The following is a 21,394-nucleotide window of genomic DNA, read 5'->3' as shown; positions in this document are numbered from 1 at the left end:
GCCGAACCAGAGGAACGAGACGGAATCACGGGACCAGAGGAACGAGACGGAATCACGGGGTGACGTGTAAGGGCAAGTGGCTCTGGGCACTCAAAGGTGACACGCCGCTGACGGTATTAGCTGAGCCGTTCCGCGTCCATCCCACCCCGTTCGCCGGCTGTTCTACAACTAGGCGAGATCGCACCGGGCGCGTGACGGTCAGACGCCAGACCAGGTGTACTGCGACAATCGGCCTGGACGGCGTACCGCCGCACAGACAGAACCCGCGAGGCGCCACTGAAGAACGGAGACATGCGCTCCAAACAAGCGTGGCCGCTTCTTCCTTCTGGTCAAATTGCCATTATCATCATATTGATGCGCAAAGTTCGCGTCCGCCGTGAGTTGATTGCCGGTGTTGCCCACCGTCCCGCCTGTCGTCCGGTTCCCCACCGGAGCATAGGCAAAGGCCTGGGGGTCCAGCAGCAAGGGATGGCTGGCGCTGGTGAGTCGATCCATCTGATCATACCCGAAGGCCTGATTTCCTCTGCGATCCGTCAGGCTGGTGCGATTGCCGACCGGGTTATAGACGTAGTCGGCCTGGTTCATGGGCGTACTGGTGGCCGTGAGCTGGTGCAAGATGTTGCTCACCTGGCAGGCAGATCGGAGCTGTAATCACTGAATGACTTCGGAATATTTCAGGAGCAACGCCAATAAATGGATCGCGCAAACGAACAGGAGCAATCCTAAAGCAACTTTTAAACGAGCTCGTGTTTTCGTTTTTTCAGGTTCCTCCTGAACCTTGCTTAGAGCGGACAACAACATCGCATATAACGCGAGTAGTCCACCAACCACGAATCCCGAAGTAGCTAGCAACCTCTCCGGTGTGCGCGAAACGTCGTACAAAAAACCGAACAATAGAATTAAACACGCCACGCCATACGAGAGAACCAGAAGAGCCCAAATAATAAGTTCCTGCTTCTGACGCCTTAGTTTATGTGTGCTCAATTTAAAATCCTGTTGCTAGCCCAATGGCAGTGCCAAACAAGTTAGGCCCGGCTGAACCTGCTAAACCAGCGGCGCCTGTCGTCCGATTTCCCACGGCATCATAGGCAAAGGCCTGTGGATCCAGCAGTAAGGGATGGCTGGCACTGGTGAGTCGATCCAGCTGATCATACCCGAACGCCTGATTCCCTCTTCGATCCGTCAGACTCGTGCGATTGCCGACCGGGTTGTAGACGTAGTCGGCTTTGTTGATCTGGGTGCTGGTGGCCGTGAGCTGGTGGAGGATATTGGTCACCTGACTGGCGAGATCATAGCTGTAACTCGTCACGAGACTGATGGAGTCGTACGCGTAGAAGGCTGCCACCCGACAAACCATTCGGCGTCATCGAGCCAAGACACAACTACAACTTGCGCTCCGCTTCGCGCAAGCAGTAGTTCCACATCGCTAGGATCTTTAGCAAATGACGCATAATCATAGCTGAGTTCAAGCGGCCGATCAGAGAAGAATATTTGCCATTTTCCCTGATACAATTTCTCGTAGAGGCTCCCGATGGTTTGGTTTTGCGGAACGCGAAACAGGTTGTCTCTTGCTGGTTCCCACTCACCCTTAATCTCTTTAACCAGATCGGCATTCCAGTCATCAACCCAGAGATAGGCATACGTGTAGCGCTGCCGAAACGCGGCCAGTAGCGCAGCCTTTCCCTTCTCGAGTTTGCCAAATAGTGAGGAGAACCATCCGCCATGAACATTAACAACAGTTGACACATCCGTCTCTCGAACGTTGTGATGCCCTACGACGTTCTTGATCATCGTTGTGAGATGGTCGGTCATTGGGCAGAACATCCACAATCGTCTTTTGAGAGATTGATGGCCGCTGAAACTCCTGCCGCAAGCGGCTCAATGAGGGGCAAATGGTATTTCCGGAAGGCTCCGTCAAACCCATCAAGGTGCCAATGCGGATAGGTCGCCCAATCTGGCGCAGAGGCTCGAATTGGATGCGATTCAATTCGCCCAACATTCTTTGCTTTAAAGAAGCGATATGTTGGTCGACTGGCTCCGCCAACCACCGTGCTCACCTGAGCAAACTTCTGCGCAATTCCCACTCCCGCAGCACCACCCAATGCTGAAAGACCAACCTGAGTCCAACTGACGCATTCGATGCGGAATCCATTCATCAGCAACTGAGTGGACAGATCCGTCAGCCCTGCAAGGGCTCCGGCTACGCACCAAGGACAGTTTCCTAACGGATCGCTGAGATTGGTGGGACTGCTCTGCGTATACTCATAAACGTTGAGCCCTCCCCTTAGACCGATTGGATCTTTCTGGATGAAGCGCCCGACTGCAGAGTCATAGGTGCGTGCTCTGTAATAAGAGAGCCCCGTCTCTTGGTCCAACTCCCGCCCGGTATACGTATACGGCTGGTCCACCGTGCCGGGCGAGTCCAGAATGTTGCCATACGCGTCGTAGCTGTAACTCTTGGCTGTGGCTCCTGCCGAATCGGTGAGATCGGTTACGCTTCCCAATCCATCTTGGTGGTAGAAAAAGGTGGTCGCACCTTTGGTCACCGCAATCGGCTCGTCAATCCCCGGCCCATGCGTGTAGCGCGCTTGCAGGACATTGCTGCCGTCGTACTCCAGCAGAATATCTTCGCCGTCGTAGATGTAGCGCTTGGTCTGCCCGTTGGCGACCTTTTCAATCCGTCTCCCTAACCCGTCGTAGCGATAGCTGCTGGTCGTAATCGCCGTTGGATTGCCAGCGGCGAACTCCTGCACCTGCGTCAGCCGGTTCTCCGCATCATACGTGTAGTGCGTATAGTTGCCGGTGGCGAGGAGCGTCTTCCTCGTCAGATTGCCATTGTCATCGTATTGATACGCAAAGTTCGCATCCGCGGTGAGTTGATTCCCTTGGTTGACCACCGTCCTGCCTGTCGTTCTGTTCCCCACCGCATCATAGGCAAAGGCCTGTGGATCCAGCAGCAAGGGATGGCTGGCACTGGTCAGTCGATCCAGCTGATCGTAGCCGAAGGCCTGGGCGCCTCTTCTGTCCGTGAGACTCGTCCGATTGCCGACCGGGTTATAGACGTAGTCGGCTTTGTTGATGGGCATGCTGGTGGCCGTGAGTTGATGCAGGATATTCGTGACCTGACTGGCGGGATCGCAGCCGTAGCCCTGTGCGATTTCGTCGCAGATTAAAATCAAAACTGTGTGGGATTTATTTTCGAGCTTCAAGCCATGCAAAGAATAACAATGCCCCTGTTACAACGTTTATCACCAGAACATTCAATGCCATTTTCGCATAGGATTCAGCCGTGCCACCGAACCAGAGGACGGAAAACATTGTTGCATATAGGAATGGAACAACGCGAAGGAGTGGACGTTCCCACCAGTACACCGGTACAGCAATGGCAATAAACAGGCCCACGATACCGAGTATGCCAATCACATCAACACTCACTGGAAACCGGTTTCTTCGTGATCATTGCTCTCAGAATTGAATGAACTTACTCGCCAGCCCAACGGTTCCCAATCCCTGGCACTCGCACTTGGTACCCAACCTATAATCAGGTGCAGCTATTTTTGTGATAGTGCTTAGTGGCAACGACGTCATGAAGTACATGGCCGCGTTCCCTCCATAACTAATGCCATAGGGGCCCCAGTTGACCACGCACAATTTGCCCATAATATCCCCGGCCCAATAGCTCAAAAGACAGCCGATATGCCAACGTCTACCCAGTTGACGCAGCGGAAACTTCGCGAGATATCACCCGCCTGCAAGTAATTCCCGACAAACTGGAATCCGAAGCTGAATGCAGCTGCGCCAGCTGCTCCCGCAGGACCGTACAACCCCATGGGATCGGACTTATTAGTGGGCGTATTGTCTACATAGGTTGAGCTTCCCTCGATTTCACAGACACTTCCATAAGTGGGAGAATGAGGAAATCGGGGGAAGCTCAAATTTCCTCCCTTCACCCAGCGATCCGTTACATCTGTTCATTCTTCTCAAAGACATTCTAAAGATCGTCTCATAAACCCCATCCTCCGTAAAACCGTCGCAGCCACGAGCGCACGAGCACTCGTACTGACATCGCGTTGTTACGGAGTTACACAGACAGACTCATCGAGAGGAGAATCGACAGCGCGCAACGACGCGCACTGAATCACTACAAGTGGACAGCGCCTCAAATGACAAGGGGATTAACCCTGTCATCACTGACTTGGCTAATCCCCGTTGGTCTGCGTAACAGGCTGCTGCTTCTATCCGCCTGAACTATGAGACGACTGATCTACGGGCGGGATGCTGCAGGTGTATTTGGTCGGGGCGAGAGGATTTGAACCTCCGACATCCTGGTCCCAAACCAGGCGCGCTACCGAGCTGCGCTACGCCCCGACTGAGTTCTGTTCCGCCATCATCTGCGCGAGCAGAGTCTTGGCCTGAGTAAAGGCACGGGCCCGATGGCTGATTCGATTTTTCACATCCGGCGACAACTGAGCCAGCGTCTGATGATACTCCGGCAGGACGAAGACCGGGTCATACCCGAAGCCACGGGAGCCCACCGCCTCTTCGGCAATCATTCCTTCGAGCACTCCCTTGGTCGAGAGCGTCTTGCCGGCAGGAAACGCAATCGCCGCCACGGTCACAAAGCGAGCTCCTCGCTGTTCGGCAGGCACGCCCTGCAGCTCGTGCAATAACTTCCGGCAATTGTCTTCGTAGGTGGCCTGTTCCCCGGCGTACCGTGCCGCAAAAACACCCGGGCGACCGCCAAGGGCATCGACTTCCAGCCCGGTATCATCGGCCACTGCGGGCAACCCCGTGTATCGGGCAATTTCGACGGCTTTTTTCATCGCGTTGGCTTCACAGGTCTCGCCGTCTTCAACCACATCGGGAGCGTCGGGAAACTCATCGAGTGTCCGGATGGAAATATCCATGCCGCCTAACAGGGCAACCAGCTCCTGCTTCTTATGTTGATTCCTGGTTGCCAGCACAATCTGCATGGTTAGCTCAGCGAACCGATCAACGATTTTTGCAACTCGACCAATTCGCGGATCGCTCCCCACCCGAGATCCAGAAACTCATCCATGTCTTTTTTATTGAACGGCGTTTTTTCAGCCGTTCCCTGTACTTCGACATATTGTCCGGCGCCGGTCATCACCAGATTCAAATCCACCTCGGCATGCGAGTCTTCTTCATAGGCCAGATCGACCATGACCTGCCCCCCGACCTTGCCGATGCTGATGGCCGCCAGGTAGTCGGTCAACGGATTGACCTTGATCAGCTCCTTCTTTCTGAGCACTGCGACGGCATCCGCGAGAGCAATAAATGAGCCGGTAATAGATGCGGTGCGGGTTCCTCCGTCGGCCTGAATCACATCACAATCGATCCAGATGGTGCGTTCGCCCAGGCGACCCGTATCAATCACGGCACGGAGGGCGCGTCCGACCAACCGCTGAATCTCCAGTGTGCGGCCGCCCTGCTTGCCCTTGACGGATTCCCGGGGTGAACGATCGTGCGTAGCCCGAGGCAGCATGGCATATTCGGCGGTGACCCAGCCGGTGCCTTTTCCCTTCAGAAACGGTGGCACCTTTTCTTCAATCGACGCCGTGCAGATGACCTTCGTGTCCCCCATTTCGATCAGGACGGAGCCTTCGGCATGTTTTGTAAAACCGCGCGTGACCTTGACCGGTCGGATTTGATCCCTCCGACGGCCATCGATTCGACCGAGCCCTGCTCCGCTCCCCATTGAGTCGCACTCCTTCCTGCACAGCCAATCCAAAGGAGCGGATTATAGTGAACAGGACCTCAAAGAGCAAATCCGACCGCGCGACAAATCGTCGTTTTCTCAAACGGCGTTTCAGCTGGTAATCAACGAAGCCCCCTGTATAATTTAGCCTCATAGCACAGGCTCCAGCGACCGAAAGAAACCCCGGAGACTCGAAACCCAACGGATCAGCGTCAGACTTGACAGCTCGCTCCAACGGCCTGACAGGGTTTCCCCGCGCATTCCGTTCCATGATGACAACAGTTCTCAGCATCTATACAGCGACCGGCGAGCGTCACCGAAGGACAAGTCCCACAGCAGCGTAGATGGCATAAAAGGTGCAAACCTCCTGAATTCAATCACGCACTTCAGACTTTACAGGCAACGACCGATACTGACTCTATCCCTGAGCTACCACCATAATGACCTTAACCCGGCGAGTCTTATGAGCCTTTCCAGCGTCACCGAAGTCACCACCCAACAAGCCATCCTGGAAAACCGCAATATCCTGATTGTGGATGATGAGGAGCCTATCCGCCGACTGCTCGGCTACCTGCTCGAACCCCATGGCTACAAAGTAGCCCTGGCAGGGGAGGCCCGTGAGGCCAGGCAGCGGATGGAGACCGGCGACTACGCTCTGGTACTGTGCGATGTGAACATGCCGGGCGAGTCCGGCATGGATCTCATTCGCCACATCCTGACCCAATATCCCACGACCGCCGTTATCATGATTACGGGCCTCGACAGCCCCGTTCTCGCGAACGCCGCCTTGGACATGGGTGCGTTCGGCTACGTCATCAAACCCTTCGAGGCGAACGAAGTCCTGATTAACGTGGCAAACGCCTTGCGACGGCGCAGGCTGGAGATCGAAAACGCCATGCATCGGGAGAATCTGGAGGAAGTCGTCCGGACCAGGACGATTGCGCTTCAGCAGGCACTGGAGTGGCTGGAACGGAGCGAGAAGGAATTACGCCTTTCCCGTGAAGAAACCATTCAACGGCTCGCCATCGCCGCCGAATACCGCGATAGTTCAACCGCGCAGCATATTCAACGCATGAGCCAGTACTGCGAACTGCTGGCGCGTCGCTACGGGCTTTCGCCGGACCGCTGTGACCTGATCCGGACCGCCAGCCCCATGCACGACATCGGCAAGATCGGCACCCCCGACCATGTGCTGCTCAAGCCCGGCAAGTTCACACCCGAAGAATTCAAGGTGATCACTCAACATACGGAAATCGGCTATAGAATTCTGGCCGGGTCGGATTCGGAGCTCTTGAAGATCGCCGCCCTCATCGCCTGGACCCACCACGAGCGCTTCGACGGCACCGGCTACCCGCGCGGACTGAAAGGCGACACGATTCCGCTCGAGGGTCGGATCACCGCCATCGCCGATAACTTCGATGCCTTGACCACCCAGCGCGTCTACAAGCCGGCGTATGATTTCGATCACGCAAAGGAGCTGATGCTCAACGAGCGAGGTACCCACTTCGATCCGGAGCTGCTGGATATCTTCTTCGATTCGATGGACGAGATTACACGCATTTACAATCAATTTTCCGATCCGACTTGGCTCTCTACCTCCCGGCACCGGATCATCACCCAGGACCAGGGGGAGGTGTTATGACCCACACATCCCGTAATTGGATCGCCTACCTGTGCGAGAACCTCGCCTCGTCCGGCATGATGCCGACGTGGGAAGCCGCCACCTATCTGACCGATAATCTGTTCGGTGACAAACCCAATCCGCGGCTCCTGCGAACCGCCTGCCCCTATGAGGACACCACGCACTTGCTCCATCGTCTGTATCAACCGCTGGTCGAGGCCGCCACGCGCGATGTCCCGCTCCCCGCCGCCGCCATGATCCACGTCTTTACGGATATCAGCCTCACCGGCAAATCGGCGGTGCTGGTGGTGTATTTCCCGGGACAGAATCAGCCGCACCAGCTCTTACTGTTGGATGCCGCCAAAGCCTGGGAACTGGTGTTTGAGAATTCAGAAGACTTCAATACCTGGGCGGAGGAACGCTATCACTGGCTTAAGACCGCACTCACAAGTGTGACCGCAGGCATACCCGTCTCCCCGACTCTTCCCTCGCCCCTTGAAGCCGTCAAAAACTGATTCACGCAGAAGAGCGTATGGCTGATGGCTGATAGCCTAGAGGCCGGATCCTTCCTCGTCCCTTCTGCCCGCCACAAGCTATCTGCCTTCGGTTCTTCGCAATTACGCATCGTAGTTCAGATTGGGAGACAACCACCGTTCCACTTCGCCGACCGGCAGGTTCTTGCGCGTGGCATAATCCTCCACCTGATCGCGATTGATCTTGCCCACGGCGAAATACTTCGCCTCCGGATGCGCAAAATACAAGCCGCTGACCGCAGCGGCAGGCAGCATGGCATAGGATTCGGTCAGCGTCACCCCCGACTGAGCCTCGGCCTTGAGGAGATCAAAGAGCGTTCGCTTCTCCGTGTGATCCGGACAAGCCGGATAACCCGGAGCCGGACGGATCCCGCGGTACCGCTCGCGAATCATGTCCTCAGTTGTCAGCACTTCGGTCTTGCCATATCCCCATTCGACCCGCGCCTGCTGATGGAGCCATTCAGCAAAGGCCTCCGCCAGCCGATCCGCCAGGGCCTTGACCATGATGGAATTGTAATCGTCATGGTCATTCTCGTACTTCGCACAGAGCGCCGGCACGCCGATGCCGGCCGTGACCACAAATGCCCCCACGTAGTCGGCACGTCCCGAGTCCTTGGGCGCAACATAGTCCGCAAGCGCGAGGTTGAACTGATCGGCCGGCTTCTCCATCTGTTGCCGGAGCGTGTGGAAGGTGGCGAGCACCTCACGCCGATCCTGATCCCGATACAGCTGAATATCATCACCCGTGCTATTGGCTGGAAAAAATCCGTAGACGCCGCGGGCCGTCAGCAGATCACCCTGGATGATTTCTTCCAATAAGGCCTGCGCATCGGCCAGCAGTTCCTTGGCCTTCGGCCCCACCGTTGCATCGTCCAGAATCGACGGATACCGGCCGCGCAACTCCCACGTATGAAAAAACGGCGACCAATCGATGTACGGCACCAACTCCCGCAAGGGCATCCGATCGATCTGACGCAGGCCGATGAACGACGGCGTTGGAATATCGACCGTGGCCCACTCGGTCGCCAGCCTGCGCTTCCGAGCTTCTTCCAGGCTGCGCAGGGTCTTCGAGCCACGATCCTGATGCGCCTGACGGATGCGATCGTAGTCGGCGCGAACACCGGCCGAGAAACTCCCCCGCTGCTCGTCATTGATCAAACTCCCCACGACACCGACGGCCCGCGATGCGTCGAGCACATGCACCGTCGCATGACCGTAGGAGGGCGCAATCTTCACCGCCGTGTGCGCTTTGCTGGTGGTGGCCCCGCCGATGAGCAACGGCATCGTGAATCCTTGCCGCGTCATCTCCTTGGCCACATGCACCATTTCATCCAACGAGGGGGTGATCAACCCGCTGAGGCCGACCATATCCACCTGTTGCTCGCGGGCCGTCGCCAAAATCTTTTCGCAAGACACCATCACGCCAAGATCGATGACTTCATAGTTGTTGCATCCCAACACCACGCCCACGATGTTCTTGCCGATATCGTGCACATCGCCCTTGACCGTCGCGAGCAGCACCTTGCCGTTCGCCCGTGAGGTGCCCAAGCGTAATTTTTCCGCTTCCATAAACGGCATGAGATAGGCCACGGCCTTCTTCATGACTCGAGCACTCTTCACGACTTGGGGCAAAAACATTTTTCCCGATCCGAACAGATCGCCCACGATGTTCATCCCGGCCATCAACGGACCCTCGATCACGTCGAGCGGCCGGGTGGATTTTTGCCGCGCTTCCTCCACATCCTGATCGATGTAATCCGTCAGACCCTTCACGAGCGCATGAGCCAGGCGCTCCTCGACCGGTCTCGTGCGCCACTCATCGTCCTTGACCGCCGTCTTGCCCTTCTGCTTGACCGTATCGGCAAAGGTCACCAGCCGCTCCGTGGCGTCCGGCCGTCGATTCAACAACACGTCCTCGACCAGCGTCAGCAGATCTTTGGGAATCTCCTCATACACAGCCAGCTGTCCCGCATTGACGATACCCATATCGAGACCGGCCTGAATGGCATGGTAGAGGAACGCGGCATGCATCGCCTCGCGCACAACGTTATTGCCGCGGAACGAGAACGAAATATTGCTGACGCCGCCGCTGACCTTCGCCAGCGGCAAGTGCTGCTTGATCCAACGGGTGGCTTCGATGAAATCGACCGCGTAGTTGTTGTGTTCTTCAAGGCCGGTCGCAACCGTGAGGATGTTGGGATCGAAAATAATATCCTGCGGCGGCACTCCAACCTGTTCCGTCAGTAAGCGATAGGACCGCTCACAAATCTCGATCCGTCGCGCCACCGAGTCGGCCTGGCCCCGTTCATCGAACGCCATGACCACGATGGCCGCCCCGTACCGGCGGATGAGCCGCGCCTGCTCGAGAAACTTCGCCTCGCCTTCCTTCAGGCTGATGGAATTGACGATGCCCTTCCCCTGCAGGTTGCGAAGGCCTTCTTCGATGACCTCCCACTTGGAGCTGTCCACCATGATCGGCACGCGGGCAATGTCCGACTCCGCCGCCAGCAGCCGCAGAAACTTCTGCATCGCCGCTTTGGAATCCAACATACCCTCGTCCATATTGATGTCGATGACCTGCGCCCCGCCCTCCACCTGCTGACGCGCGACGGTCAGCGCCTTGTCATAGTCACCGGCCAGGATGAGCTTCGAAAAGGCCGGTGAGCCGGTAATATTGGTACGCTCCCCGACATTGACGAAGTTGGACTCAGGCCGTACCGTCAAGGCTTCCAGGCCGCTCAGGCGCAAATAGGACTCGACCTTGGACGGATGCCGCGGCGTCACGCCGTTCACGGCCAGCGCGATGGAGCGGATATGGTCAGGCGTCGTCCCGCAACAGCCGCCGACGATATTCAACCAACCGTTCTGGGCCCACTCACGCAACTGCGGCGCCAAGGAGTCCGGCGTTTCGGGAAACCCTGTCGGCAGCAACGGATTCGGCAATCCGGCATTCGGATGGCTACTCACAAAAATCGGCGCGATCTGCGAGAGTTCTTCGATCAGGGGACGCATTTCCTTCGGCCCCAATGCGCAGTTCATACCGACGCTGAGCAGCGGCACATGCGAGATGGAATTCCAGAATCCTTCGACCGTCTGCCCTGAAAACCCGCGATTGCTCCCGGCTTGAATGAAGGTAACCGAGGCCATGATCGGCACCTGCCTGGCCCCTTCCGCAAACAGCTGTTGAATAGCAAAAAATGCCGCCTTGGCGTTGAGCGTGTCGAAAATCGTCTCGACCAGGAGCAGATCCACGCCGCCATCCAGCAACCCGCGCACCTGCTCGCCATAGGCTCGCACCAAGTCGGGATACGTCGTCCCGCGTGCCGCCGCATCGTTCGAATCGGTCGAGACAGAGGAGGTTTTGGTGGTGGGGCCGATCGCCCCCGCTACGAAACAGCGCCGCGCGGGCTGCGCCGCGACGACCTGTGCCACGGCTCGCTTGGCGCATTCGGCTCCGGCTTTCGACAACTCATATCCCAGGTCGTCCATGCCGTAATCGGCCAACGACACGGACTGCGAGTTAAACGTATTGGTCTCGATGATATCCGCCCCGGCTTCAAGGTACTGCCGGTGAATGGCTTCAATGACATCCGGCCGGGTCACATTCAGGAGGTCGTTGTGTCCCTTGAGATCTTTGTTCCAGTTTCGAAAACGCTCTCCGCGAAACGCGGCTTCGTCCAGCTTATAACGCTGAATCATGGTGCCCATGGCACCGTCCAGGATGAGGATGCGTTCTCGCAGGAGGTCTCGAACTTCATGTACCGGCATGACTACCTATGTCTTTCTGCCATCGGGCGTCGGGTGTGTACCGACTGCGTCAATGGCTGGCAATGGAACGGCCATCATATCGGGAACGGACTTTTTTCAGCAAGCTGTTGCAAAGACTCTGCCTTGACATTGACTACCCTGGCCGATACGATGCCCACCATTGTCTGCCCGAGCCTGAGACAATCCTATGGCGCATCAGACAGTCTCCCGCCTGTTGGCCCTTTGCGTATGCTGCATCAGTATCGCCCTGTCGGGGCTCGATCCCCTGTGGGCAGGCCCCTATTTCGACGACGGCTACCTCGGACTCACCCAGACCGAACTGCACGAAAAGCTGGGCTTGCCACAGGCGGTCCGTGACCGCAAGTCCGCGCTGCGCGTCTTCACGTATTACCCGATCAACGATTGGGATCAGTACTTCAAGAAGGTCGTCTCGCCGGAAAACGGAGAAGATGTCTACACCTTCAAGCGTGAGGGCATCGACGTGCGCTATTCATTCAGCTATACCTTCGACCCGAACGACCACAACGACCAACGGCCGCTGTTTGTGCGTCTCGTTGATATCGAATTCACGCCACCGGTCTCCTTGAGCAAGATTCCCCAACTTGTGCCGGAGTTCAAACCTTCAGAAGAGGCGGCGGCGCCGGTCTTCCGATCCAACATCATGCTGCTCTTTTTTTCTGGGAGTCCCTCTCCTGAGGCGCGTTTTCTTGTGCGGGAAAAGGGGAAGGAAGCACTGGATTGGTCACTCACCTTCCAAATGTTTGCCCTGCAGGGACTGCCCGAACCCTTGACGGTTAAAGCTCCGATCGACCGTCTCGAAATCAGTACTCAGAGTCTTCCGCTGGTGAAGCTTCGCCAGCGCAATACCCACGAACCGGTCCTCAACCCCTACTCCAAGGCCTTCGCACAACAGCCGCCGCCGCCGCCGACTGTGAAAAAGATTCCGCTGCCGAAATACGCCGATTGAGTCGGTCCGAGCAGCTCTGCTCGCTCACGCCTCACCGCGAACATCGACCGGATGACACATTTATGGTATCGCATGAACCGTCACCCTGCCGGCGGTGAGTTACGGGGCGGACGGTTCGATCTGCTCTAACTGGCTGGCCGTGCGGGCATCTTGTGTACGATAACTGTGCTCGGTCTTGCTCTTCATCTTCCCCATCACATTGTCCATGGCCTGCTGCTCCGAACCCGGCTGAGAGGCGCCGGCGATGATCCCGATCGGGGATGACCCTACCACGGCAAAATGATAGACCGCCGCGACACCGACCAGCACCAGAGAACATTTGCAGAGCAGCCGTACGGCGGGATTCGAACTGAGAAAGATCAACACAAGCAGCGTCAATCCGCAGAAGCCGGCGACCATGACTACGGCGGTTTGATAGGCTGTGAACCCCTTGATTTGCCGCGATCCAACCTTCGCCGCCACGAGGGTAAGAATATCGCCGATCACCCCTTGAGAGGCCGCGGACCTGCTGAGGGTGGTCCCATCACTGGCCGGCTGCGCACCGCTTCCAGGCACCTCCCCGTTGGCCATTGTCCGCACGCGGCCGCGAAACTCCGCCGGCACTTGCTGCAGATTGTCCGTCAAGACGGCTTGGCCCTGCCCGTCGGTGTACACATAAAGCGGCCCTGCCTGTGCCATACCCCCGCCCTGGCACAGCAAGCAGAAGCCCATCATCACCACCCAATCCCGACATCGCCCCCTCGTGCAGAGCCATATCCTCATCGTATGCCCTCCAACAGACCTCCTTCAAGCATAGCAGGTCTCCCCAAAGGGGCCAGAAAGGGTGGTTCTTGCGCCAGATGGTTCCCCCTCCCTTGACGGACCGAAAAACGATTGTTTAGCATGCAGGAGCACTGCGACCAGTCTTGCCCATTCGATGACGGAAGGATCATTGTGACCGATCAGACGACCTCTGCAGCTCCCGTTTCGTCCCTCCCCCCGGCGGTGGAACCGACGCCGTTCATCCGCCAGCGGCCGGTCCGGATCATTATCTATACGTTCCTTGGATTATTCGTGGTCGCCCTGATCGCGTTTCGTTTCGTGCCGGGCTGGCTGGATCCGGACTTCTCGAAACACATCGAAAGCCACCGCGTGATGGTCGGCATGGACCGTAAACAGGTCCTCGAGTCCTGGGGATCCCCGAATACGATGAATGTGACGCACACCAGCGACGGATTGCGGCGTGAAGAATGGATTTTCGAAGATTGGGAAAGTCCGGCGGTCGTGAAACACCGCTACTTATATTTCGAGGAAGGCACGTTGATCGGCGGGCATTTTTCAGGATCGGATGTGCGGCTCCCCCTCCCCACTGCGCCTGAGCCGGTCAAACCGAAGGGGCACCCCTAGACACGCATTACAGGCACCCACCCGCGTCGTTCTTGGAACAGTCACCCTCTCAACCGTCCCCCATGGGAAAAGAGTCTGGCTCGGCAGGATCGAGGTGGGCGGTTAGCCTAGTTCCTCAGTCGTATCGCGAATCTGTAGGGCAAGGCGGCTGATCAACACCTCGGCTCGCTGCTTGTCGCGCTCCTCCACCATCACCCGGCTCCCCAACAGCGCCACCCCTGGGTACAATGCCCCGATATGTTCGTGCTGCACGGCGTAGGTGATTCCATTGCCGTCGAGCAGGCTCTTGATCAACGCCAACTCACCGACGTCGCCCGATTCGCACAGGGTCACCAGCTTCGTGGAACTCTCAGGGTGCTGTTTTGACATGACGGGCGGTCTCCCGATTCGCAGTTCGAAGCCACATTCCGATCAGGCTTGTCTGGAGGCGGCAGGCCGAGCGGCTGACAGTGCGCGATTCGTTGCAATTCTGTTGGTTGGTCAATACACTGACTCACGAGTGAGTGTTGCGCCTTTCATCAGGTCGGCCCTCTCACCTACGCGTGAGGCGAGAAGCATCCATCGGATGGCAGGAGCCGACGGCCCAATAGAAACGACTTACGGGGTTTCCGTGATCTGCACGCGCCGTTCCTTCCCGGCGCCCCCGGATACGGTCAGCACGCGTTTCCACTCGCGGACTTGGTAGATCGCCCAGGCCTGTGGCTGATCCTTATAGAAGGCATCCGGATCCTCGCCTGAGGCATTCAGATAGATCGGCTCGGTAAATCCTTCGTCCAGGACATAATCCAGCAGGCAGTCGGTGGTAAACCCCTTGCCATGCAGGGCCACTTCGGCAAGGAAGTTGAGAATCTGGTCGGAGTCTTGAATCGTGATAGGCTTCATCTGATCGGTGGCTGATTGTAGCCAGTGAGAAAGAAGGAAGGCAAGGCATGACACACAAGAGATTGACCCGTACGAAATTTCTCGAGCAGCTGTTGGCGATTATGGACCGCAAACACCACTGGGCCTGGCCGATCATCATGGGACCGGGAATCTCAAAAACCCAGCTAAAACTCCATTATCAACAGGAGTTCCTGGTCTACGTTCGCGACTTCCCTGTCCTGCTCGCCCGCGTACATGGGCAGAACCCGCCTCCCGACGTGCGACGCATGTTAGCCGAGAATATTTATGAGGAAGATACCGGCGGACTCTCCTTCGGCCGCTCCCATCCGGAACTCTTCAACGAGATGATGCGCGGTCTGGGCTTCGACGGTGAGACGTTTCGCAAAGCAAAACTCCTCCCGGCCAGTATGCGGTATCGGAGGTGGCTGGAAAAGGTCACGGCCAGTCGCGACTGGGTGGTGGGCGCAGCCGCCCTCGCCGTGTTTGTCGAGGGCAGTATCAAGGACCGGCAGGAGATCCAGGCTCCATCCAAGCCGAAAACCGAGGCCGAGATTGAAGCCTATATCGACGCCCATCCCCTGATTCGTCACCATGGGATCGGCCGACAGCATATGGATTTGATTCGCGCCCACCAGAAGGTGGAGGCAGGTCATCGACAGGATGCGTATACCATGGTCGTCAATTACGCCGAGACCCGAAGCCAACAAAACGCCGTGCTGGCCTGCGTGACCAAAGGCCTCGCCTTGTGGATGGCCTACCGCGACAGCATTGCCAAAGCCTGCAAGCTGAAGAAGGCCTAACCTGGATGAGACTGGCTCCTGTGCGGCTTCTGACACTCTGCCTCTTTCTGATCATCGGCTATCAGCCATTCGCTCTCGGGGCGCCTCTGGTTGACGACATGGTGCTCGTCCCGGCTGGTGAGTTTCGGATGGGGGCGAGCGAGGAAAGCGGGGGCCTTCCGGATGAGCGCCCGCTACGACTCGTCTACCTCAGTGCATTCTGGCTCGATCGCTACGAGGTAACTAACGCCGCCTATCAAGAATTCGTACAGGCCACCGGGCATCAGGCACCTGCCAACTCCGCCCCGGCCTTGACGTTGTGGGAGCGCAACGTCCCTCTGCCCGGCATCGAGGCACATCCCGTCGTCAATGTCAGTTGGTTGGATGCCGTCGCCTTCTGCCGCTGGGCGAACAAACGTTTGCCGACTGAAGCGGAATGGGAAAAAGCGGCACGGGGAACAGACGGGCGCACCTACCCCTGGGGCAACGAATGGACCTTCGAGCACAGCAACAGTGCGAGCTACTGGGCCCGTCACACGGTGCAGTTCGCCGATAGCACGGAGTGGGACGCGTTCTGGGTTAAAGGTGTCGGCGCAGCGATCTCGAAGGAGAAGGGACTCAAGGGCGAAATCCTAACCTTGCCGGTGGGCAGTTTTCTGGGCGGCGCCAGCCCCTATGGAGCCTTGGATATGGCGGGTAACGCTGCCGAATGGGTGCAGGACTGGTACAACCCCAACTACTACCGCGCGGCGCCGCTCACCGATCCACAGGGTCCTGAACGCGGGGCCATCAAGGCCATGCGCGGAGGTTCCTGGCTCAAACCGGCAATCAGCCTCCGCACGACCGACCGCGACTGGGGAACGATGGATAGCCGTCCGTCGGGAACCGGGTTCCGTTGTGCCCGAGATGCCTACTGATCGGGCTCTCTCCCGCCGCCGGGTCATGTCGCATGCCGAGGGCTCCGTTTCTCCCCTGTTCTGCCTGCTCAAATTTGAAGAGATCCTAGGTACCCTACACAATGGCCGCTATACTGCAGATACGCGCGCCGCATCATCGCTTCGCCGAATGCCGATCGTTCGAACACCGTACCATGAGACTCCACACCCGCAGCTTCACGACGACCGGCATCCTCGTCCTGCTGACAGTCCTCATTTTCCTCATCGAACTGACATCTGAATTCAGGCTGGCCACCTGGCTTCCGTATTTATTGCTACCTATTCCGGTTTCGCGCCTCTATCCACGACACATGTTCCTATATGCCGTGGGAGTATGGTCGCTGTTGATTGCGGCCGGAGGCCTCGCACCACTCCCAGCCGACGAAGCGACGAACGTGCTGGCCGGTCGCGCGATCGGTCTCCTTGGTCTATGGATCCTCACCTATCAGCTCGAGCGACAGCCGGCCGGCTGTCGCCTGGGCGAGAGGAGTCACTTCACAGTACCGGGATCGACACTTCGCCAGGTGCCGGAGTCTGCCTCCCAACCGGCGCAGCCGGTCCTGCCGCCTGCGCCGGAAACACAGAACGCCCGCATGTTACTGGTCGACGATTCCATTGAATCGCACACACTGATGGGATTCTATCTCCGGAATACGCCGTACGACCTGGAGCTCGCATCGAATGGCGAGCAAGCCGTCGAGAGTTTCCAGGCAGGTCGATTCGACATCGTCCTCATCGACCTGCACCTGCCCGGAATGGACGGCTTCACCGCCACCCGCACGATGCGCGAATGGGAAGCCTCTCAGAAGCGCCCCCCGACCCCGATCGTGGCACTGACCGCGAGCAGTGCTGCTGACATGCAGGCACAGAGCCTGGCGGCTGGCTGCACGGAATTCCTGACTAAACCCATTACCAAGGCACAATTGTTCACCACCTTGCGTAAATACCGCCTGCCTGCTCCGGCGTGCGACACAACGGCAGCGCACACTCAGAAGTCTTCCGAGGTGGCAGAGCGCATCGACGACGAACTCCGGCGACGCCGGCCGGCCTTTCTCGCCAATCGCCGCAAGGATCTCACCCTGATGCAGACCGCCCTGATTCAGGAAGACTATGAGACGATTCGAACCACTGGACACCGCATGAGAGGCCTCGCAGGCTCATTCGGGTTTGCCGACATCGGGGCGCTCGGACAACGACTGGAACAGGCGGCTCGATCCAAGGATCATCAGGCGATTCGGCGGGAACTCGACGGACTGGCGACCATCCTCGCCGGAGTCGATCAAGCCGCCTAAAACAATTTCAGGAGCCCCTTCGGAGGAACAGAGGGAACATGAGCATTCTGATCATCGACGACTTCCAGGAAGAGCGGGATCTGCTCCACACCATTCTGCAGAGCGCAGGATTCGGCCCGCTCCTCCCGGTCGGCACCGCGCGGGAGGGGCTGCAACTCCTCGGGGTCGGAAAACGTGGAAAGCAGACCAGTGGAATCGACTTAGTGTTGATGGACCTCGAAATGCCGGAGATCGATGGACTGGAAGCGTGTCAGCGCATCCGGATGGAGGAGTCGTTACAGGGGCTTCCTATCATCGTCATTACGGCGCATACGGAATCGAAGGATATTCAAGCCGCCTATACAGCCGGCGCCACGGACTATATTCGCAAGCCGGTCATCCCGGCTGAGCTGATCGCCCGGGTGGCCAATGCGCTCAGCTTGAAACAGGAAATCGATGCCAGAAAACTTCGCGAGCAGGAACTCCTGGAGCGGACCAAAGAACTCGACCATGCCTTCGAGCAGATGACCACGCTCCATGGTACGATCCACATCTGCGCCAAGTGCAAACGTGTGAAGAGCGACGGTTCCTATTGGCAACGCGTGGAAGACTACCTACGCCGGCAGGCCCGCACCAGAGTCACCGAGGCCGTCTGCGAGACCTGTCTGCATCAGGCCTATCCTCACCTGAAGTAACGACGTCCCCGTCACGGACGCCGTTCCTCTCCGACCTCCAACACAAACTCCACCGCCTCAACGCGCACCACCGGCATGATCAGGCCCCGCCCTTCTACTTCGTGGGAAAAATCGTAGATCAACGACTCCTCCGGAATCAGTCGACCGAGCATCAGCACCGAAACAGGAACAGGCCTTCCCTGCCGAGCTTGCACCCTGAGAGCGGCCGTATCCTCGCCGGCCAACGCGATGAGCGGCGACGGCAGATCCTCATACTTGAACCGCACCTCGCCCCATCCGGTCTGGTTGAACTTCGGCCCTAGCACCACATGAAATCCGCCCTCCTGCTCATCGAACCCGGACAGTTCGCCAAGCCAGACACAGGCAATCAGCCATTGTAGCGGTGCTTTCCCTTCACGCGTGGCATCGCGTTCGCGGTTCAACGCGAACAGTCGCTCATCGTGCCACGGATCATGGTGCCCCTGCCCATAGACCGTGGCCCAATCGGGTGGCGTGCCATCCAGCTCCACAAGAAACTGTTCAATCGATTGAGGATCGAGGAGACGATGCGTGTGAGCGGGAAAGTCCGCCAGAGCAGCCGCCATCTCTTTGCGCAACGGCCGAACTCCAGACGCTTCTTCCGCCCACGTGGTGACGGGAACCAGGCACCCCAACAGCAGGAGGGCAACCGCGAGGCGAACCCGTCTGTCGAAGCCACTCATGGACTCAGGCGGCAGACACCGCCACCTTTTGAAACAACTCGCGAAGGTCTTTTGTGGCCGGATGGTCCCACGACAATACGCCCATATCAACCAGGACTTGCAGCCGTGGTGAAGGATCCAAGCGGGGTAACGAGGCTGCCGGCACTGGCTGGGATTTCAAGACCTGCGCATAGACACCGATCCAGGATTCGGTCACCGCCCGCAGACCGGGGTCGGTGGCTTTCATTCTTCCCAGCCTGACTTCCTGCAACAACTTGATCAACGGGTCCGACTGTAACAGTGTCCCGATCGCACGACGCACCTGTGCTTCCTGCTCGTCCATGATGAGTATGATCCTGTGAATTAATTAGTTCATCGAACAAGAACCGGGGCCGCGAGGATCTCCACAGGAGCCACACCCACCGCCAGAGCTGGAGGTGACGGGCCATCCGCCGGTTGCGCCGACGCCGAAGGCGGAAAATTGCTTGTCCAGCCCCGTGCCCTTGCAGGCAGGACAGGCCGGCACAACGTCGCCCCGGACCAACAGTTCGAACCGATGGTTGCATTCCTTACAGACGTACTCAAATATGGGCATGGTGCTGTACTCCTTGAGATTTAAAATATTATAAGTAAGGTCGGATCCAGTTCGCAATCATCAGCCGATGGGAGTCCACCGATGTGGTCAGAAGATAAATCGTTTGTTTTTCGAATCAGTCTCGAAGCGCAATTCCCGGACGACTATGAAGGCCCGCATGATGAACAGGCCTGGCTTCGCGAATGGGAGCTGCAGATCAAGCCGATGCTCATCAAGAATCTGTTCGAGACGTTGAGAGAATATCCCGCGTGGAAGGCGCATGTCCGCAATCGCGGAAAATCGCCGACGGAAGAAATTGAAGTCGCGATGACCCGTGATTTTTCACCCGCCCCCTAACCGAACGAACGCCATGCGTCAGGCGACCGGCCGCGGCCTCTACATTCACGTGCCCTTCTGCCACCAGCGCTGCCACTTCTGCGCCTTCTATCTCGAAATCCATCACGCACGCGCCGCAGAAGACTTTCTAGGTTCCCTGCTGACCGAACTGCGCCTCTACAGCGAGCAACGGCTCTTTGGATCGGAACCGTTGCAATCGGTCTACTTCGGCGGGGGCACGCCCACGACCCTGTCCTCCCAGCAACTTGCCACCGTCCTGTCGGCGGCGAGAGAGATGTTCGGCCTTCACGAAGAGGCTGAAGTCACCGTCGAAGCCCACCCGGAATCAGTGACCCAGGACAGCCTGTCGCACCTCCGCCAAGCCGGATTCACGCGGGTGAGTTTCGGCGCCGAATCCATGAGTCAGCTCGAATTGGATCGAGTCGGACGCCCCGGCAGTCCGATGAGCACCGTACAGATGGTGACCGCTGCACGTAAGGCCGGCTTCACCGACCTGAACCTCGACCTCATGTATGGCCTCCCCGGACAAACCATCGACAGTTGGGAAACCTCGCTGCGCCAGATAGTCGAGCTCGCGCCCACTCACCTCTCCTGTTATGCCCTGACGGTTGAAGACGGCACCGCCTTGCAGACGGCGATCCGGCGGGGCACTGTCCCTACTCCTGACGAGACCCTACAAAATGAGATGGAAGATCTGGCGGAGGACGTTCTGGCTCGAGCAGGTTTTACCCGCTACGAAATTTCCAACTATTGTCGTCCCGGATTTGCCAGCCGACACAATCAGTTGCACTGGACCGGCGGAGACTACCTCGGTCTGGGTCCCAGTGCGCAATCCTATGTCGCGGGCCGTCGGTTTGGGAACGTGAGCGATCTGAGCGACTACAAGGCCTCGCTCCAAAACGGCACCTTCCCCGTCACAGAATCTGAACAACTCACGGCAGCCGACGACGCCTGCGAACGACTGATCTTTGGTCTCCGGCTGACCGAAGGGGTCCCGCTCAAAGAAACGGGCGCGCTGGCCTATTCAGCATTGACCCAAAAGGTCGACGAATTGATCCGCGACGACATACTTGAATATCAAGGCGAGCGGGTGAGACTCACCACCAGAGGCCGTCGCTATGCCGATACTGTCGCAGTGGCTCTATTGGCAAGCCTGGAGGCCTAGTACTGTCCCCTTCTCCCATTGACTTCAGTGCCCGACAGAGGGGAGACTGAGACATTGAAAGG

Annotated in this window: 23 protein-coding genes and 1 tRNA gene; 10 read left to right on the top strand and 14 right to left on the bottom strand. The window is 58.0% G+C overall.

The features are described from left to right. Positions 1-198: 198 nt before the first annotated feature. From V9G17_18460 to rph, 8 genes are all read right to left on the bottom strand, one after another. Positions 199-615 carry a hypothetical protein gene (locus tag V9G17_18460; GenBank protein MEI2754579.1) on the bottom strand — a complete coding sequence of 139 codons (417 nt, stop codon included), beginning with the start codon at positions 613-615 and terminating at the stop codon, positions 199-201. 370 nt (positions 616-985) lie between these two features. Continuing rightward, positions 986-1,345 carry a hypothetical protein gene (locus V9G17_18455; protein MEI2754578.1) on the bottom strand — a complete coding sequence of 120 codons (360 nt, stop codon included), beginning with the start codon at positions 1,343-1,345 and terminating at the stop codon, positions 986-988. Then, entirely contained in the window at positions 1,306-1,812 is a 507-nt protein-coding gene (locus tag V9G17_18450; protein MEI2754577.1) for a hypothetical protein, read from the bottom strand. The genes V9G17_18455 and V9G17_18450 overlap by 40 nt, the downstream gene beginning before the upstream one ends. Beyond that, positions 1,809-3,218 (bottom strand): RHS repeat-associated core domain-containing protein, encoded by a 1,410-nt coding sequence (locus V9G17_18445; GenBank protein MEI2754576.1) that lies wholly within the window; start codon positions 3,216-3,218, stop codon positions 1,809-1,811. The genes V9G17_18450 and V9G17_18445 overlap by 4 nt, the downstream gene beginning before the upstream one ends. Beyond that, a complete protein-coding gene (locus V9G17_18440) occupies positions 3,193-3,423 on the bottom strand; it encodes a hypothetical protein (GenBank protein ID MEI2754575.1) in 231 nt (76 codons plus the stop codon). The genes V9G17_18445 and V9G17_18440 overlap by 26 nt, the downstream gene beginning before the upstream one ends. A gap of 868 nt (positions 3,424-4,291) precedes the next feature. Continuing rightward, positions 4,292-4,368, bottom strand: a tRNA-Pro gene (locus tag V9G17_18435). Further along, positions 4,359-4,973 (bottom strand): XTP/dITP diphosphatase, encoded by a 615-nt coding sequence (locus tag V9G17_18430; protein ID MEI2754574.1) that lies wholly within the window; start codon positions 4,971-4,973, stop codon positions 4,359-4,361. Before V9G17_18430 ends, V9G17_18435 begins: the two co-directional genes overlap by 10 nt. Positions 4,974-4,975: 2 nt before the next feature. Further along, the gene (gene rph / locus V9G17_18425; protein MEI2754573.1) at positions 4,976-5,719 is read right to left on the bottom strand and encodes a ribonuclease PH; all 744 of its coding nucleotides are present in this window, start codon (positions 5,717-5,719) and stop codon (positions 4,976-4,978) included. 463 nt (positions 5,720-6,182) lie between these two features. On the opposite strand from rph, the gene V9G17_18420 reads away from it, so the two are divergent. Further along, on the top strand, positions 6,183-7,361 hold the full coding sequence (locus tag V9G17_18420; protein ID MEI2754572.1) for an HD domain-containing phosphohydrolase: 1,179 nt from the start codon (positions 6,183-6,185) through the stop codon (positions 7,359-7,361). Beyond that, positions 7,358-7,855, top strand: coding sequence for a hypothetical protein (locus V9G17_18415; protein ID MEI2754571.1), 498 nt, complete (start codon positions 7,358-7,360; stop codon positions 7,853-7,855). The genes V9G17_18420 and V9G17_18415 overlap by 4 nt, the downstream gene beginning before the upstream one ends. 102 nt (positions 7,856-7,957) lie before the next feature. On the opposite strand, the gene metH is transcribed toward V9G17_18415, so the two are convergent. Continuing rightward, the gene (gene metH / locus V9G17_18410; GenBank protein ID MEI2754570.1) at positions 7,958-11,641 is read right to left on the bottom strand and encodes a methionine synthase; all 3,684 of its coding nucleotides are present in this window, start codon (positions 11,639-11,641) and stop codon (positions 7,958-7,960) included. 187 nt (positions 11,642-11,828) lie between these two features. Here metH and V9G17_18405 point away from each other — a divergent pair, with 187 nt between their 5' ends. Continuing rightward, positions 11,829-12,608: a hypothetical protein gene (locus V9G17_18405; protein ID MEI2754569.1), complete on the top strand. Its 780-nt coding sequence runs from the start codon at positions 11,829-11,831 to the stop codon at positions 12,606-12,608. Between the two features lie 99 nt (positions 12,609-12,707). Here the strand turns inward: V9G17_18405 and V9G17_18400 are convergent, their stop codons facing one another. Next, the gene (locus tag V9G17_18400) at positions 12,708-13,286 is read right to left on the bottom strand and encodes a hypothetical protein (protein MEI2754568.1); all 579 of its coding nucleotides are present in this window, start codon (positions 13,284-13,286) and stop codon (positions 12,708-12,710) included. A gap of 255 nt (positions 13,287-13,541) precedes the next feature. Here V9G17_18400 and V9G17_18395 point away from each other — a divergent pair, with 255 nt between their 5' ends. Further along, positions 13,542-13,994 (top strand): hypothetical protein, encoded by a 453-nt coding sequence (locus tag V9G17_18395; GenBank protein MEI2754567.1) that lies wholly within the window; start codon positions 13,542-13,544, stop codon positions 13,992-13,994. Positions 13,995-14,096: 102 nt separating this feature from the next. On the opposite strand, the gene V9G17_18390 is transcribed toward V9G17_18395, so the two are convergent. Further along, a complete protein-coding gene (locus V9G17_18390) occupies positions 14,097-14,363 on the bottom strand; it encodes a DUF2007 domain-containing protein (GenBank protein ID MEI2754566.1) in 267 nt (88 codons plus the stop codon). Positions 14,364-14,591: 228 nt separating this feature from the next. Further along, the gene (locus V9G17_18385; protein ID MEI2754565.1) at positions 14,592-14,876 is read right to left on the bottom strand and encodes a hypothetical protein; all 285 of its coding nucleotides are present in this window, start codon (positions 14,874-14,876) and stop codon (positions 14,592-14,594) included. Between the two features lie 47 nt (positions 14,877-14,923). Between V9G17_18385 and V9G17_18380 the strand changes: the two genes are divergently transcribed. From V9G17_18380 to V9G17_18365, 4 genes are all read left to right on the top strand, one after another. Then, the gene (locus V9G17_18380; GenBank protein ID MEI2754564.1) at positions 14,924-15,676 is read left to right on the top strand and encodes an iron-containing redox enzyme family protein; all 753 of its coding nucleotides are present in this window, start codon (positions 14,924-14,926) and stop codon (positions 15,674-15,676) included. A gap of 5 nt (positions 15,677-15,681) precedes the next feature. Continuing rightward, on the top strand, positions 15,682-16,572 hold the full coding sequence (locus tag V9G17_18375) for a formylglycine-generating enzyme family protein (protein MEI2754563.1): 891 nt from the start codon (positions 15,682-15,684) through the stop codon (positions 16,570-16,572). 173 nt (positions 16,573-16,745) lie between these two features. After that, complete coding sequence (locus V9G17_18370) at positions 16,746-17,882, top strand: response regulator (protein ID MEI2754562.1); 1,137 nt, start codon at positions 16,746-16,748, stop codon at positions 17,880-17,882. A gap of 38 nt (positions 17,883-17,920) precedes the next feature. After that, entirely contained in the window at positions 17,921-18,556 is a 636-nt protein-coding gene (locus V9G17_18365) for a response regulator (GenBank protein ID MEI2754561.1), read from the top strand. Positions 18,557-18,567: 11 nt separating this feature from the next. Here the strand turns inward: V9G17_18365 and V9G17_18360 are convergent, their stop codons facing one another. Together V9G17_18360 and V9G17_18355 are read right to left on the bottom strand one after the other, a co-directional pair. Continuing rightward, complete coding sequence (locus tag V9G17_18360; GenBank protein ID MEI2754560.1) at positions 18,568-19,257, bottom strand: hypothetical protein; 690 nt, start codon at positions 19,255-19,257, stop codon at positions 18,568-18,570. A gap of 4 nt (positions 19,258-19,261) precedes the next feature. Continuing rightward, a complete protein-coding gene (locus V9G17_18355; GenBank protein ID MEI2754559.1) occupies positions 19,262-19,579 on the bottom strand; it encodes a hypothetical protein in 318 nt (105 codons plus the stop codon). A gap of 333 nt (positions 19,580-19,912) precedes the next feature. Here V9G17_18355 and V9G17_18350 point away from each other — a divergent pair, with 333 nt between their 5' ends. Together V9G17_18350 and hemW are read left to right on the top strand one after the other, a co-directional pair. Further along, positions 19,913-20,167 (top strand): hypothetical protein, encoded by a 255-nt coding sequence (locus V9G17_18350; protein MEI2754558.1) that lies wholly within the window; start codon positions 19,913-19,915, stop codon positions 20,165-20,167. A 13-nt stretch (positions 20,168-20,180) separates the two neighbouring features. Further along, positions 20,181-21,332: a radical SAM family heme chaperone HemW gene (hemW, locus tag V9G17_18345; GenBank protein MEI2754557.1), complete on the top strand. Its 1,152-nt coding sequence runs from the start codon at positions 20,181-20,183 to the stop codon at positions 21,330-21,332. The last annotated feature ends 62 nt before the right edge of the window (positions 21,333-21,394 follow it).

This window comes from Nitrospira sp., from assembly GCA_037045225.1.
Lineage (GTDB): Bacteria > Nitrospirota > Nitrospiria > Nitrospirales > Nitrospiraceae > Nitrospira_A.
This window is presented reverse-complemented; position numbering and strand designations above follow the sequence as displayed.

Excerpts from the sequence above, each read along its gene's own strand:
- V9G17_18450 (MEI2754577.1), bottom strand. The coding sequence starts at position 1,812 with ATGACCGACCATCTCACAACGATGATCAAGAACGTCGTAGGGCATCAC.
- V9G17_18430 (MEI2754574.1), bottom strand. The coding sequence starts at position 4,973 with ATGCAGATTGTGCTGGCAACCAGGAATCAACATAAGAAGCAGGAGCTG.
- rph (MEI2754573.1), bottom strand. The coding sequence starts at position 5,719 with ATGGGGAGCGGAGCAGGGCTCGGTCGAATCGATGGCCGTCGGAGGGAT.
- V9G17_18420 (MEI2754572.1), top strand. The coding sequence starts at position 6,183 with ATGAGCCTTTCCAGCGTCACCGAAGTCACCACCCAACAAGCCATCCTG.
- V9G17_18415 (MEI2754571.1), top strand. The coding sequence starts at position 7,358 with ATGACCCACACATCCCGTAATTGGATCGCCTACCTGTGCGAGAACCTC.
- metH (MEI2754570.1), bottom strand. The coding sequence starts at position 11,641 with ATGCCGGTACATGAAGTTCGAGACCTCCTGCGAGAACGCATCCTCATC.
- V9G17_18405 (MEI2754569.1), top strand. The coding sequence starts at position 11,829 with ATGGCGCATCAGACAGTCTCCCGCCTGTTGGCCCTTTGCGTATGCTGC.
- V9G17_18400 (MEI2754568.1), bottom strand. The coding sequence starts at position 13,286 with ATGGCACAGGCAGGGCCGCTTTATGTGTACACCGACGGGCAGGGCCAA.
- V9G17_18390 (MEI2754566.1), bottom strand. The coding sequence starts at position 14,363 with ATGTCAAAACAGCACCCTGAGAGTTCCACGAAGCTGGTGACCCTGTGC.
- V9G17_18385 (MEI2754565.1), bottom strand. The coding sequence starts at position 14,876 with ATGAAGCCTATCACGATTCAAGACTCCGACCAGATTCTCAACTTCCTT.
- V9G17_18380 (MEI2754564.1), top strand. The coding sequence starts at position 14,924 with ATGACACACAAGAGATTGACCCGTACGAAATTTCTCGAGCAGCTGTTG.
- V9G17_18375 (MEI2754563.1), top strand. The coding sequence starts at position 15,682 with ATGAGACTGGCTCCTGTGCGGCTTCTGACACTCTGCCTCTTTCTGATC.
- V9G17_18370 (MEI2754562.1), top strand. The coding sequence starts at position 16,746 with ATGAGACTCCACACCCGCAGCTTCACGACGACCGGCATCCTCGTCCTG.
- V9G17_18365 (MEI2754561.1), top strand. The coding sequence starts at position 17,921 with ATGAGCATTCTGATCATCGACGACTTCCAGGAAGAGCGGGATCTGCTC.
- V9G17_18360 (MEI2754560.1), bottom strand. The coding sequence starts at position 19,257 with ATGAGTGGCTTCGACAGACGGGTTCGCCTCGCGGTTGCCCTCCTGCTG.
- V9G17_18355 (MEI2754559.1), bottom strand. The coding sequence starts at position 19,579 with ATGGACGAGCAGGAAGCACAGGTGCGTCGTGCGATCGGGACACTGTTA.
- V9G17_18350 (MEI2754558.1), top strand. The coding sequence starts at position 19,913 with ATGTGGTCAGAAGATAAATCGTTTGTTTTTCGAATCAGTCTCGAAGCG.
- hemW (MEI2754557.1), top strand. The coding sequence starts at position 20,181 with ATGCGTCAGGCGACCGGCCGCGGCCTCTACATTCACGTGCCCTTCTGC.